The 12842-nt window shown below is 47.8% G+C and carries 10 protein-coding genes; 7 read left to right on the top strand and 3 right to left on the bottom strand.

Annotated elements, in window-relative coordinates; translation table 11 throughout:
* Positions 1-25: 25 nt before the first annotated feature.
* Entirely contained in the window at positions 26-1174 is a 1149-nt protein-coding gene (ftsZ, locus tag BLW34_RS02660) for a cell division protein FtsZ (RefSeq protein WP_090542323.1), read from the top strand.
* 658 nt (positions 1175-1832) lie between these two features.
* Complete coding sequence (locus tag BLW34_RS02655) at positions 1833-2300, top strand: hypothetical protein (protein WP_090575241.1); 468 nt, start codon at positions 1833-1835, stop codon at positions 2298-2300.
* Between the two features lie 233 nt (positions 2301-2533).
* On the opposite strand, the gene BLW34_RS02650 is transcribed toward BLW34_RS02655, so the two are convergent.
* Positions 2534-4213: a M2 family metallopeptidase gene (locus tag BLW34_RS02650; protein ID WP_177165935.1), complete on the bottom strand. Its 1680-nt coding sequence runs from the start codon at positions 4211-4213 to the stop codon at positions 2534-2536.
* Between the two features lie 571 nt (positions 4214-4784).
* Between BLW34_RS02650 and BLW34_RS02645 the strand changes: the two genes are divergently transcribed.
* Entirely contained in the window at positions 4785-5282 is a 498-nt protein-coding gene (locus tag BLW34_RS02645) for a CHRD domain-containing protein (RefSeq protein WP_090575235.1), read from the top strand.
* Positions 5283-6108: 826 nt separating this feature from the next.
* Complete coding sequence (locus BLW34_RS02640; RefSeq protein WP_090575232.1) at positions 6109-6972, top strand: arginase; 864 nt, start codon at positions 6109-6111, stop codon at positions 6970-6972.
* A 29-nt stretch (positions 6973-7001) separates the two neighbouring features.
* On the opposite strand, the gene BLW34_RS02635 is transcribed toward BLW34_RS02640, so the two are convergent.
* Positions 7002-8021 carry an ornithine cyclodeaminase gene (locus tag BLW34_RS02635; protein WP_090575228.1) on the bottom strand — a complete coding sequence of 340 codons (1020 nt, stop codon included), beginning with the start codon at positions 8019-8021 and terminating at the stop codon, positions 7002-7004.
* Between the two features lie 503 nt (positions 8022-8524).
* On the opposite strand from BLW34_RS02635, the gene BLW34_RS02630 reads away from it, so the two are divergent.
* The 3 genes from BLW34_RS02630 to BLW34_RS02620 all read left to right on the top strand — a co-directional run bounded on the left by BLW34_RS02630 (position 8525) and on the right by BLW34_RS02620 (position 11387).
* Positions 8525-8881, top strand: a complete 357-nt coding sequence (locus BLW34_RS02630) for a DUF2934 domain-containing protein (protein WP_143037848.1) — start codon at positions 8525-8527, stop codon at positions 8879-8881.
* A 121-nt stretch (positions 8882-9002) separates the two neighbouring features.
* On the top strand, positions 9003-9281 hold the full coding sequence (locus BLW34_RS15435) for a hypothetical protein (RefSeq protein ID WP_143037847.1): 279 nt from the start codon (positions 9003-9005) through the stop codon (positions 9279-9281).
* A gap of 861 nt (positions 9282-10142) precedes the next feature.
* The gene (locus tag BLW34_RS02620) at positions 10143-11387 is read left to right on the top strand and encodes an AI-2E family transporter (RefSeq protein ID WP_090540270.1); all 1245 of its coding nucleotides are present in this window, start codon (positions 10143-10145) and stop codon (positions 11385-11387) included.
* Positions 11388-11643: 256 nt separating this feature from the next.
* On the opposite strand, the gene BLW34_RS02615 is transcribed toward BLW34_RS02620, so the two are convergent.
* Positions 11644-12210, bottom strand: coding sequence for a hypothetical protein (locus BLW34_RS02615; protein ID WP_177165934.1), 567 nt, complete (start codon positions 12208-12210; stop codon positions 11644-11646).
* Between the last annotated feature and the right edge of the window lie 632 nt (positions 12211-12842).

Here is a 12842-nt window from a genome sequence, read left to right as displayed (position 1 = left end):
TTTAACATGCTAAAGGAGAAGCAACATGTTTGAAATCATGAATCCCGAAAGTCAGGAAGCCGTGATTAAAGTGATCGGCGTAGGAGGATGTGGTAGCAATGCGGTAGACCATATGATCCTAAATGAAACAAAAGGTGTTGAATTTATTTGCATCAATACCGATGCGCAGGCGCTCAAAGGGAATCGTGCACCCACGTTACTGCAACTCGGTACGGGCATTACCAGAGGACTGGGAGCCGGTGCCAATCCGGAAATCGGGCGTGAGGCCGCTTTGGAAGACCGGGATCGTATCGCTGAGCTGATTCAGGGTGCAGATATGCTGTTCATTACCGCCGGCATGGGCGGCGGTACTGGAACGGGCGCAGCACCTGTGGTGGCGCAAATAGCTAAGGAAATGGGCATTCTGACCGTTGCCGTTGTCAGCAAACCCTTCTCGTTTGAAGGAAAACGTCTGAAAGCAGCGCAAGCTGGCATGGAGGCCCTGTCACAGCATGTTGATTCATTGATCGTCATTCCTAATGACAAGCTGATGATGGTGCTGGGTAACGATATCAGCATGCTGGACGCGTTCAAGGCAGCCAATGATGTACTGTATGGAGCAGTAGCGGGTATTGCGGAAGTGATTAATTGCCCTGGGCTGGTGAATGTCGATTTTGCAGACGTTAAAACAGTCATGTCGGAAATGGGTATGGCCATGATGGGGTCGGCAATGGCGAGCGGCGTCGACCGTGCACGCATGGCAGCAGAGCAGGCAGTCGCTAGCCCGTTGCTGGAGGAAATTACGCTGGCGGGTGCGCGTGGAGTATTAGTCAATATTACGGCGAGCTCAGGCATGAAAATGCGCGAAGTTCATGAAGTAATGAATACCGTTAAGGAACTGACAGCTGAAGATGCGACAGTTATCGTCGGCACGGTAATCGATGAAGGAATGAACGAGAATCTACGTGTAACGCTGGTTGCGACCGGACTGGGAAGTGTTACGCAAACCCAGAGCAGACCTTTGACCGTCATTCATACCCGTACGGGAACTGATGACAGAACCTCAACCATGCACTTTGATGAGCCCGCTGTGATGCGTACCGGCAGGAGAAGCAATGCTACGGTAGCGGCAATGCAGCAATCAGGAGTCGATCCGATGGATATTCCCGCATTCCTGAGAAGACAAGCTGATTGATAACTGGCTCCAAAAATAACCATCTGATGCAAAAGTGATTTGATGATCTGATTCCAGATTTATAGTTTCTAAATGCATGTTACGCTGCCTCTGTTGCTTATAACAGAGGCAGTATTACAAGTAGCACAAGAATTATATCCGGCTCAATAAGAGTACTCACTGATCGCTGAGATTTATTTCCAAACACAAAGCCTCGTCAAACTTTTTCCGTAAAGTTTCATCAAAATAACAATATGTGCTCTCCGAATGGAGTAATTTTTCTGGGGATCGCAGGAATTGACCGTACAGCCTGGGGTGAAAATTTTTCAAAAGTAGTATGACCCTAAAACTTCTATCCTGATATTTTTAAACTTGGAGTATGTGGTTTTATGGATGCAGGATAAGGCGCAATGACACCGCATAGTCATGCTATTTCAAGGTGTTGCAACGCGGGCATATGCCCAGAAAACTGTGCAATCTGTACCGAAACGAGAATGCACCAGAAGGTGATAGTAAATTTATAGCAAGGATTGGAATATTCATAATGTTAACGTTCAAGTGAGTAATCAACTGAGGAATCCCGATTAGAATTGAGTGATAGACTAAAAAATATTTGTACTATCGTAACTGTAACTTCAGTCATATAGGGTTGGGTGAGGTAGATGGAGGAGGCCGATATATGGAAATTTCTAGCATCTGGAAATATCTGGATAATGTTTGGGTAGTGAGTGGATGGGTACTGGTCATGTTGATTTGTCTATTGAAGATGCTATCAGTCAATGATCTAAACAACCGTAAAACGAAACAGCAAATGTACAAGGGGATTAATTATCTGCTGGTGCTCAGTCTAACCGGTATGGCGTTGAGTACGCTGTTTTCTCAAAACAGCAATCTAACAGCACTTCAGCAAGTAGGTACCGATTTATTTGATGCTACTTCCTTTCCCAACCAAGATCATATTGATGCTAAATCACAATCTATCAGCAATGATTCCAGTACCACTGTAAATACTGCGGGCAGTGCGGACTTTGATCAGCTACTCCACGTAATGCCTGATCGTACGCGTTCAGAGCGCCCCAATACGGTTAATCAACAGATCAGGGATGATAGTGGGGCTATCAATCCCGATGAAGATGATTTTCATTAAGAGAAAATATCTGTGATAGAAATAATCTCAACTTCTGTGCGCATTTGCTAAAACAGGGGTTCGATATCGAACACTGCCCGCATTGTGGTGGAATAATGAGCGTTATCATCGTTATCCAGAAATCTCGTGGGATCGCCAAAATTCTCGATTCAGATGACAAGTTCTAGTCCATACGAGGTATACCAGGCGGATTCATGAATTCGCTCTTCAAGTTTCCGGTATGAAAATCCGCGTCAATTCACAAATTGCGCGGCGTAGTATTTTGCGGTGAGTTTCTCTCCGGTGGCGTTCTCGATCATGTCGTTCCACAGGAGGGTACGTCCGGGCTTGAAGATGTTATCGATGAACCAGGTTCCGGCCTCGGTGCGGCCGACATAGGCCTCGCGGCAGGAGTTGTCGGATTTCAGTATTTCTCGGCAGATATAAGCATGCAACTGAGATGCGAGCAGTTCTCCCATCAGGTAGTTGTGGTAGTAGGCCGGGTAGAGAGCGACATGGATCTTGGAAGCCCAGTCGGGCTGGTCACGTCCTTCCGGCTTGCGGAGCAGCTGGTATTTCTCTACCAGCTGCCACCACAGGCTGTTGAGATCCTGATCGGGATTTTCGTACAGAGCCTTTTCAAAACGATACATGACTTGCGCCCAGCGACTGAATACCAGTTGTTCGAGACGGAGGGTCTGGAACATGATATCCGCAGTCTGCTGCGCCTTGCCAGCCGGCACACCCGCGACCTGTTCCAGCCAACCCGGATTGCTCGCGAATCGTCCGAAGAGCATGGCGATAGCCTCGGTCGTGAAGGTATGAGCGGGTTCGCGCAACACCCAAGGGACGCTGCGGTCGTTGAACTTGTCGTAGACCGCATGACCGTACTCGTGTAGCGTGGTGTCCATCCAGTTGTATGTCGGCTTGATGTTGCACACGACGCGCACGTCGCCCGCGCGATCGATGTCAGTGCAATAGGCGTGCTGATACTTTCCCTCTTTCTCGAACAAGTCGCTGTGTTCGACAAGATCGTCGATCGGCATGTTAAGTCCAGCGAAATACCGCTTCGCCAGTGCGACGATATCCTTGTCCTTGTAAAACACATCAAGGTCTATGTCATAGATCTTCGGTGCTTCCTGGAAAAAACGGTTCTGATAATGCCAGGGCATGAGATTCTCGACGGCCACATCATACCGTTCGGCAAGTTTGGCATCCATGTCGGATTTCAGTTGCGCAAACGTCGCTGCGGTCAGCTCGTCGAGTTCGTCAAATAGCGCCTCGATTTGCGCGGAATTTTGCTCGCCCAATTCTAGCCTCATAGTGTGATAGTTAGCGAAACCGAGTTCATGCGCCGCCTCATTGCGCATGCGCACCAGGCGTAGGACGTCGTTGGCGACGACGCTGCCGATTTCTTTGCTCGCTATCCATGCTGCCTCGAGCTCAATGCTGTTGGTAGAACAGCGGAGAATTTCCTCGATCTCATTGTCGGTAAGCTTCTTGCCTTCTACTTCCGCGCGAAAAATCGAAAATTTCTTTTCGTTCTCATTTTGCAGGCGAATCATCTCCTCGAGCTTGCCTTCTTCAAGCTGTTTTTCGAGATAGGAAAGATACAGCACATCGAGCTGCCGCCGCAGTATCGGGTCCGAAAGGGTATTCGCCTCACGGATCCGCTTGAGCGTCTCGAAATCCTCCTTGCTGGCGAACACCCGGGTCAGCTGCACCTCGAAATCTGCGGCGCGGCTGTAATCCTCTTCTTTTCCTGAGATCGTGGCACTGAAATAGGCCAGCGCCGCTTGCTTGTGCAGGGGAATGACCTTGGCCTCGAATTTCTTTACAAATGCCTTGAATTCTTCCGTCATGCGATCTTGCTCCGATGTGTCAAAGGATGAAAGCAGATCCAGAAGCGTCAGGATGGCGCGCAAACGACACATGAAAGCCTCTGGTAAATATTCTGCGTATAGCTGCGAATAACCCATAATTTACCACATCCGCCTAGTAATTCCGATTTCCCCAAGTATTCCCTTCTAAGGTGACCGGAAGCTGGCTGGAAATCAGGAACAGTTTTACCTATGTACCGCAAAATCAGAATTATCCTTGATTGATTGGGAGGAGCATGGTGTCCTGGGACACCGCCTCAATCACCGGCACAGACCCGTGACCTCTTCGAGCCCGCCTGATTTTAGATCGCACTGATGCACACAACTTTTTGTATTTCAGAGCTGGCCCTTTTCCTCGAGTGTCTTCCACTTGAAAGACAAAAATGCATTCAGTTTCTGACGTATTTGACGTATTACATACTTGAGCTAAAAAAGGATTTTTTAATTGTTTATCAATAAGAATTATTCCTACATGTTTATACGTATTCTTTTAGCCAGCGTATTTCGATAATCTATTGAAGCATTAAGCTTAATAAAAAGGTGTTTATTTTCCCTATACCTCATCTTGGGTTCCATAAAGAGCTTTTCACAGAAAAACATTTAATAACCAAAAGGAAATTGATTTATGAAGGCAGCTGTTACAGTATCGTCACTGTTAGTTCTTATACTTCTGGCTGGGAGCGCTTATAGTAAAGACTCGCCTGAATTCAAGGCCAAACTTCTCGGAGACCAGGAGGTTCCACCTGTGGACTCCCGGGTTCGGGGAGTGGTGCAGTTCGAAGTTAATAAAGACCATACAATGATAGATTACAAGCTTGAGGTTAAAACCCGTAAAAAAGAACCAGTGGGTTTACTTGGGGCTGCGGGTGCGCATATACATTGTGCGCCTATTGGTGAGAATGGGCCAGCGGTGGCTTTTCTCGCGGGTGTTGTTAGCGGTGGATTCGAAGGCAAGGTTGAGATTAAAGCGACTCTCACGGATGCGAATATTGTCAACACTAGTTGCGGTGCAACCATTCAGGAACTTGTCGAGGCAATGCGCGCTGGGAATACCTACGCAAATGTACACAGCGTCAAAAATCCCTCTGGTGAAGCGCGGGGACAGATAGAGCTAGACGATTGATCAGTTGCGCGGCAAACCTCGCCCTTCAGGGCGGGGAGGGATAGCACGGCAGCGAGAGCTGCCTTGTTTTTTTTACTCGCATTTGTTGTATCTTCCTTCTTGCTACCAGGGGGCAATTGTGCTCCCAATGACGGCGTGTAATACATGTAAGTCTCCCTCTCATGAGGCTACCGCCGGATAGGCGGAAAGTAACGCTTGCGGAGATATGAGTCGCGCAGCAAGGCACTCACTCAGCCCAAGAACCCACCAAAGCGACTATACAGGTCAGCGTATAGCGCCGTAGCGTAGGAATCTCCCGCCTTCGGCGGGGGAGGATGTCAAAACTCACCTGAAGCTTCAAAAGAGGCGGTAGACGGCACATGCCATATTAACTTGGCTATTTGCTGTTGTGACCACCTTCTTTCATTACAAAGAATAACCTACCATTCCGGGGTCTGAGCGAAGTCGAAAGATCTTCATCAGTGTTGTCTAGTTAACCCGAATATTTCATAAATTCGCGTGATGATCACGCAGGATTTTGATTAATAGGGAAGTTTTGAGAAGGAGGGGTGTAGTGACTCATACACCCGACTGAGCAAAATCTTTCTTATTAATCAAAAGGCAAGTGAGGGCACGTGCCAATTTATGAAATATTCGGGTTAACGTATCGATTAAAGGATATTAATTGGGCTAGCTCTAGCTATCGCCAACCAGCAGCGTTTACGTAGTAATACCGGGAAAATCTACGCGTTGTTTGATCCGTTGAACCCTATGTTTGAAGCGGGCATTAGAAACCGGCCGGTTTCATCTTAAAGACATTACCTGCGAACTGTGCCATCATTGTTTTATGGCGAGACTCATACAAACACTAGGGATTGCTTCTTGCCTGGGGGGGCCGGTGCAGGCGTGCGGCCACGCGGCAGAGCTGTTGCGTGAAGAATTTGCGCGGCAGCCAGTGCCGCACGCCAGCCTGCAACTGCAATGGCACATGCTGTATCCCGAGAAGAAGGGCTCGAAAGAGGCCAGATTATCCCGTTTATACCAGAAGGCAAGTGAATTTACCTGCTACTGGACTGAAGCCCGGCGCCCTTTTCTGGTGATCGGTGGCGATCATTCCTGTGCGCTCGGCACCTGGCCAGGGGTATTGCAGGGATTGCCAGGCGGCGACGAATTGGGCCTAATCTGGCTTGATGCCCACATGGACGCGCACACTTTTGCCACAACGCCTTCCGGCAATATACATGGCATGCCTGTTGCCGCGCTGCTGGGTAAAGCAGATGAGCGGCTGAGCGCAGTGTATCCTACTGGCCGCTTTATTCAGCCAGAGAATCTGCTGTTGATCGGTGTCCGCAGTTATGAACCGGCTGAATACGCTCTTTTAAAACAGGCAAACGTCAAGATCGTTTTTGCCGATCAAATCAGTGATCTCTCGCAAACACTCCTTGCGGCCATTGAGCAATTAAGCAGAACCTGCGGGATGATAGGCATTAGCCTCGACCTGGATTTAATTGATCCTGAAGATGCGCCTGGTGTAGAAACCCCGGTGCCAGATGGAATTAAAGCCGCCGCGCTGCTGGCAGCACTTGCCTCGGCGAAGCGTCATGCCAAGTTCTGCGGCCTGGAAATCAGCGAGTTCAATCCGGAAAGTGACCGGCACGCTAAAACGCTGCATCTGATAAGAGCGATCGTTGAAATGTTTTATGCAGATTAACGATTAGCTCTTCTTTTTCGGAGAGAAAATCAGGGAAGAGGCGCTAAAACACCGAACAAGTCTTTCGCATCATGCACTTCTGGCAGCAACGCGATCTCGCTGCCTAATTGATATTCTAATGCCAGTTCATACACCAAACGCAGCGTTGCAAAATCTTCCAGTGCAAAACCAACCGAATCGAACACGGTAATTTCAGCAGCATTTTCCCTGCCTCGCTTGCGTTTCGTGACGAGTTCCCACAATTCAGCATAAATGTCGCTTGCTTCGCACTGTTGTACTTCGCCTTCCTTTAATGCCTGCGGGGTGAATTCAACGACAACTTTTGCTGCCTCCAGCAACAACGCTTGGTCTAATTCGGTTTTACCAGGGCGATCACCGCCCATGGCGTGGATATGGGTGCCTGGCGCGATGTCCTGCAATTCGAACAATATCTGCCGTGTGTTACTCGCCGTTGCCGTAATGACCATGTCAGTATTGCGGACGGCATCCCGAATGTTAGCGCAGGGTATCAGTTCGAAAGCATAGGGAGCCATGTTACGTGAAAATTTAGCCATTGCCGCCGCATCGATATCGAAGTAGCGTATTTCTCGTAACGGGAAAAGACTGTTAAAACCCATCACCTGAAATTCCGCCTGGGCTCCGGTACCGATGATCGCCAAAGACTGAGCGTCTTCCCTGGCCAAATACTTGGCCGCCACAGCGCCGGTTGCCGCCGTGCGGAAAGCAGTCAGCAAGGTCATTTCACTAAGCAGCAGCGGGTAGCCGGTGGCGGTGTCGCTTAACTGGCCAATACCGACCACGCTCAGCTTGCCTTGCGCCGTATTGCCGGGATGGCCGCTGATATATTTGAACGCATACAAATAATCATCCGCACAAGGCATCAATTCAATGACGCCCTGCGCATAGTATGTGGCATGACGCACGGATTTACGGAACGCGTCCCAACGGGAAAAATCGCTTTCCAAAGCCGCAATCAGTTTGTCAAAAAAGGCTTGCAGGCCGATAATTTTGATCAGTTCTTGGATGTCGCTAACACTAATAACCTTCATTATCCAGTTCCAGACAAGTCAAATAAATCCTTCATCCAGTATCGTTTTTTTATACCGCAGGAGCAAGGTGAGATTATCGGCATAGCGGTCTAGTACCAGTCATTGAGAAGTGTCCAAATCGATATGCCTCCACTCATTCAGGATAACAAATAAATAAATATCGGCGATACTAAAACTGAATGCCTTTCCCCTGAAAGGGAAACAACGCCTCTAATTTTTGATATATTGCCTCGCTTGAGCCAAAAAAGATTTTTGATCGTTTATCAATAAGGGCTATTTCTACGTGTTTGCACGTATTTTTTTAGCGGATGTATTTCGATAAACTATGAAAGTTTCAGAGCTTAATCAGAAAAGAAAAGGGATTTATTTTTCCTTTGCATCAAGGGCTCTGGTCGCCGGGATTAGGGTTGCAGGCTAACCTGGCAATTACAGGGGGCGCTCAGCATGCGGGCCTGGCCCGTTCGTTCCGTGCCCCATCATCTTCAACGATGGAGGACAAAAACATGGCTAAACAGACACGCACTCCCGCTAACCAGCAAAGCGATCCCGATATTACATGGCGAGGGGCTTTCAGCCTTGAGCAGCGTGAGGCGATGATTCGCGAGGCTGCCTATTACCACTACGAAAAGCGTGGCTGCACCGCCGGGCATGATCTTGATGACTGGCTCGCAGCCGAAGCCGAACTTGAGCACAGAACGCCCGAACTCGAGGAACTTCCGCCGGATATGGAGGTACAGCAGAGTGGCGTCCATGGGCCGGGAAAGGATGATAAATTGAAGCGGATGGTCAAACAGCATCCACAAAAGGCTATACCCCAGGTCGACAGTGTGGAGCCGGAAAAAGCACCGCCCAAGGAGTGATGTCGGAAACCTCAGTTGAGTATTCCTGTTGTTATACCATAAGCCAGTATAGCAAGCTGGAACGCCTTTACCGCTTTATCACCCGATACGCGATTGCTCATGAACATCGGACATGCGATCAATGAGGTATTGTCGTGACAACTTCCGGTCTTCTTCTTTCAGGTGGCGAGTTCTAGCCCATGCCGGGCGAATCCGCGTCATTACCGCGGTCAAGGCGAGATTCGGGCAGAAGATCGCCGGCGACTGCTGGCGCATTCCCAAATGGCAGGGATTCATCGAGGTGTTCTTGGAGCCTGTCATCGTTCCGGAGCAACCCACAATCGAATTCCGGGTAGCTGACTCGAATCTGCTCGATCAAGTTGCGAATGCCACAATCCGCAGCAAAGGTCTGACGTACTAACCCGAATATCATGACTTCTTCCGCTACGTGTCCCTTGCCACCGCATGGCAGGAGAGCTGCTGGCGGCAGTTCATCAAAAAGAGCGGACGGCTCGAACCGCTCATATCACGCGCCGGCGCCGTCGGTATCATGCAGGTGAACCCGAACGTATGGCGCGGTTTCTATTAAATTCCTGCCCTGCGTAACGATATCAGTTACAACGCCCCGGCGGGAAATGAGATCCTGCATCATTATCGTTATCTTACGAACTATGCTCTTGCCAGGAACGACTATACAGGCAGCAGAAATCTCGGCCAGTTAGCCCGAATATTTCATAAATTGGCACGTGCCCTCACTTGCCTTTTGATTAATAAAAAAGATTTTGTTCAGTCGGGTGTATGAGTCACTACACCCCTCTTTCTCAAAACTTCCCTATTAATCAAAATCCTGCGTGATCATCACGTGAATTTATGAAATATTCGGGTTAGCTCGCCTGACAGATGTGGCCTATAACGGTGGCCCAGGTTATTTCGAGCAATATCGAAAAAGACCTGGGGCAAAGGCTGTTTATCAGGTTGCTACCGCTTTCTGGCAAAAGCACCAGGCCATGAGAGCAAGCGGCCCATCGGCAGTAGCCAGTTGCTATGGGCAGACCTGAGCCTTCGGCATACCCCTATCCTTGAGAATCATCCCATCCGGAAAAGCAGTAAATTACCCCTGAAACACAGCATCAGGCGGTTACCGAGAGGTATCTTGCAGCATGGTTATACTTTATACTTCCGCACACAGATTTATTTATCATTTATGCTGGAAATAACAATTTGATTAAAGAATTTTTGATCAAATTTGTCTCGAATATTAACTGCTCAAAGAATTTTAATAATGCCATTTAACCTGGATAATTTTTATGAAGCCAACCGCCGCATTCTGATCTGGTTAATCCTGATCGGTCTGTTATGGTTATTGCGTGATTTCTTCGGACTGATCTTTATCACATTCGTCCTCGCTTTTATTGCCATGCCTCTGGTCCGGCTTGGTCGGAATAAATTGAAACTGCCTTACCGTTTGTCTCTGACGCTGGTATATGTCTTTTTTTTAGTCGTACTGGGAAGCTTCTTTCACTATGTTACGCCCAGTGTGATCGGTGAGGCCAGCCGTTTTATGAACAATTTCAGTGAGGTACAATCGAAACTGATAGAACTGAAACGAGACGTTGATAGTAAATATCCTGGTGCGGAGCGTTCCTTGCACGGCTATATGCGTAGCATACTCGACGAAGATACCCAGAAGGCTATTGACAAGGAACTTAATCTGTTCCAAGAAAAAATCAACCTTTCCATTTCCATTTCCAATGCCGAGAATCCGGAGCTTGATAACGACAGCAGCATTACGGAGGCTATGCAGGAGAAACTGAAAAAATATTACGATAAGGAAGCAGAGCTACTGGTGGAATCCCTTATGACAAAACAGATGAATAAAGTCCGTGAGGAACTGCCCCGGCTTATCAATCATCTCTATCAAGCTACGGGTACCATGCTGCTTGCGCTATTATTCAGTTTCCTCATTCTGTTTGACAGCGTCCGCTTGGGTGATTTGATGAAGAGCCTGCATGATTCACGGTTGCGGGATTTTTATCAGGAAACCGCACAACCGGTAGTTCGCTTCGCCTATGTGGTTGGCCGCGCTATCCAGGCGCAGGCAATGATTGCATGTGTCAACACCTTCTTGACGCTGATAGGTTTGATGATTCTGGGTATCCCGTCAGTCGCACTGTTATCATTGATTGTTTTCGTGTGCAGTTTTATTCCGGTACTGGGCGTGTTCATCTCCACGACACCGATGGTGCTGGTTGCGTTAAATACCGGCGGGTTGACTCTGGCCATAGCCATAGTGGTAATGATCACTATCATCCATATTATCGAAGCCTATGGACTTAATCCCTTGATCTACGGTAAACACTTCAAACTCAATCCGGTGTTGGTGCTCATTATTCTGCTGATTGCCTACCACAGCTTCGGCCTGTGGGGAATGATACTGGGTGTTCCGGTCACCTATTACTTCATTCATGACGTATTTGGGGTGCCTTTGTGGGATGAACGCCGGCTAGAACCCAATACAATAGACTGACTTTGCTATAACGGTATAACCCGAATATTTCATAAATTGGCACGTGCCCTCACTTGTCTTTTGATTAATAAGAAAGATTTTGCTCAGTCGGGTGTATGAGTCACTACACCCCTCTTTCTCAAAACTTCCCTATTAATCAAAATCCTGCGTGATCATCACGCGAATTTATGAAATATTCGGGATAAACGAATAACCTGTCTTGACCGTTATTTGCGCAAAAAACCTCATTGCATGAACTCTGTGCGTGTCGGCGTACTCAATGAGCGGAACCATTCGATGGTTTTGGCTGGTGAAAACCAGCCATACATTCCATCGACCCATTGACAGCTTGCGCTTCATTTTCATTAAGAAAAATCTTGTTGTGACTGTTGGGGTTATTGTCGGTCAAGCGCAGAAATACACCCAGAGCTGCAAGCAATATCGCAGCGCTGATAATGATGGCTATCGGATAATTAAGATTGCCTGCAAGCCCAAGCTGACTGTACTTGATGACTAACAGTAATCCTTCGAGAACAAGCGCAATACATACGATGCTGACAAAACGCGGCACAGTGCGCCTGAGCACAATAATGATGTGATCCTCGTTTTCTTTGCATGCATATTCCTTGTTGACCACCAAGCCAAGCTCAAAAATGGCCAATGCCACAATGGCCATATTGATGGAATTAATCACGGCTTCTGTAAAACCGGCCTGGCCACGCAACCCTTGAAACAGGGCCTCTCCAGCTAGAAAAGTGAGCATGAGCGCCACCAGGAAAAAGATGGCAGAGAAGACGGTCGCCATGAATTGCCTGAAAGCACTGATATTAAGTGTTGCTAACATTGCTTCTTCCTCCTTGAACACATATTAGGTCGTTTTGTGAGCGGTATAAAATGTGAGGACGCTTACCAGGAAAAGTTCCTGAATAAGTTCTGCCATAAAGTCAATGAGCGCTTCGGCGAATAAGTCAGCCATTTAATCGCGAGCCATTTTTTCCGAACAAAGTCTCGATTAGATCGAGTCCCCATGCGAGATGGCGCTCATCCCGGCAGTTTCAAACATAATCGGATCAAAGCGGTGCGGCGTTCTCTTAACCAGCCGGGCCTGCTGGCGGTTTTATGCTGCAGCGTGTTCATCTCGTTATGCCCTGGAGTGCGATTCTAGATCGCCGGTTTCCTAACTGTGACTTAAATATTACAGGTTCTAGAAAATAGCCTGTTATGAATATAAGCTATTGATAGATATAACTATAATAAATTCCTGAAGTAATGCTAACACAATCCGGCGATTAAATTGTAACAATCAAGATACAGTTTTTAATTTTTAATAAAAAGCTGCTCGCTGCTGAATTGAAAAATCTTCCTTTTAACCGGTTTCTTTTGCATGTATAGCGGCAACCTGCGTTTAGCCGTTATTAGATGACGTTAAATCAGCCATTTGGGAAGATTCTGATGTTAATCATCTGGCTTGGATTG

The sequence above is a fragment of the Nitrosomonas sp. Nm58 genome, from assembly GCF_900107335.1.
In the GTDB taxonomy this organism is placed as follows: Bacteria; Pseudomonadota; Gammaproteobacteria; order Burkholderiales; family Nitrosomonadaceae; genus Nitrosomonas.
The sequence above is the reverse complement of the archived record's forward strand: the minus strand, read 5'-3'. Positions and strand labels throughout refer to the sequence as shown.

Bases quoted from the DNA above. Each gene is read 5' to 3' on its own strand.
- ftsZ (WP_090542323.1), top strand. From the start codon at position 26: ATGTTTGAAATCATGAATCCCGAAAGTCAGGAAGCCGTGATTAAAGTG.
- BLW34_RS02645 (WP_090575235.1), top strand. From the start codon at position 4,785: ATGAAGGCAGCTGTTACAGTATCGTCACTGTTAGTTCTTATACTTCTG.
- BLW34_RS02640 (WP_090575232.1), top strand. From the start codon at position 6,109: ATGGCGAGACTCATACAAACACTAGGGATTGCTTCTTGCCTGGGGGGG.
- BLW34_RS02615 (WP_177165934.1), bottom strand. From the start codon at position 12,210: ATGTTAGCAACACTTAATATCAGTGCTTTCAGGCAATTCATGGCGACC.
- BLW34_RS02655 (WP_090575241.1), top strand. From the start codon at position 1,833: ATGGAAATTTCTAGCATCTGGAAATATCTGGATAATGTTTGGGTAGTG.
- BLW34_RS02635 (WP_090575228.1), bottom strand. From the start codon at position 8,021: ATGAAGGTTATTAGTGTTAGCGACATCCAAGAACTGATCAAAATTATC.
- BLW34_RS02650 (WP_177165935.1), bottom strand. From the start codon at position 4,213: ATGTGTCGTTTGCGCGCCATCCTGACGCTTCTGGATCTGCTTTCATCC.
- BLW34_RS15435 (WP_143037847.1), top strand. From the start codon at position 9,003: ATGAGGTATTGTCGTGACAACTTCCGGTCTTCTTCTTTCAGGTGGCGA.
- BLW34_RS02620 (WP_090540270.1), top strand. From the start codon at position 10,143: ATGCCATTTAACCTGGATAATTTTTATGAAGCCAACCGCCGCATTCTG.
- BLW34_RS02630 (WP_143037848.1), top strand. From the start codon at position 8,525: ATGGCTAAACAGACACGCACTCCCGCTAACCAGCAAAGCGATCCCGAT.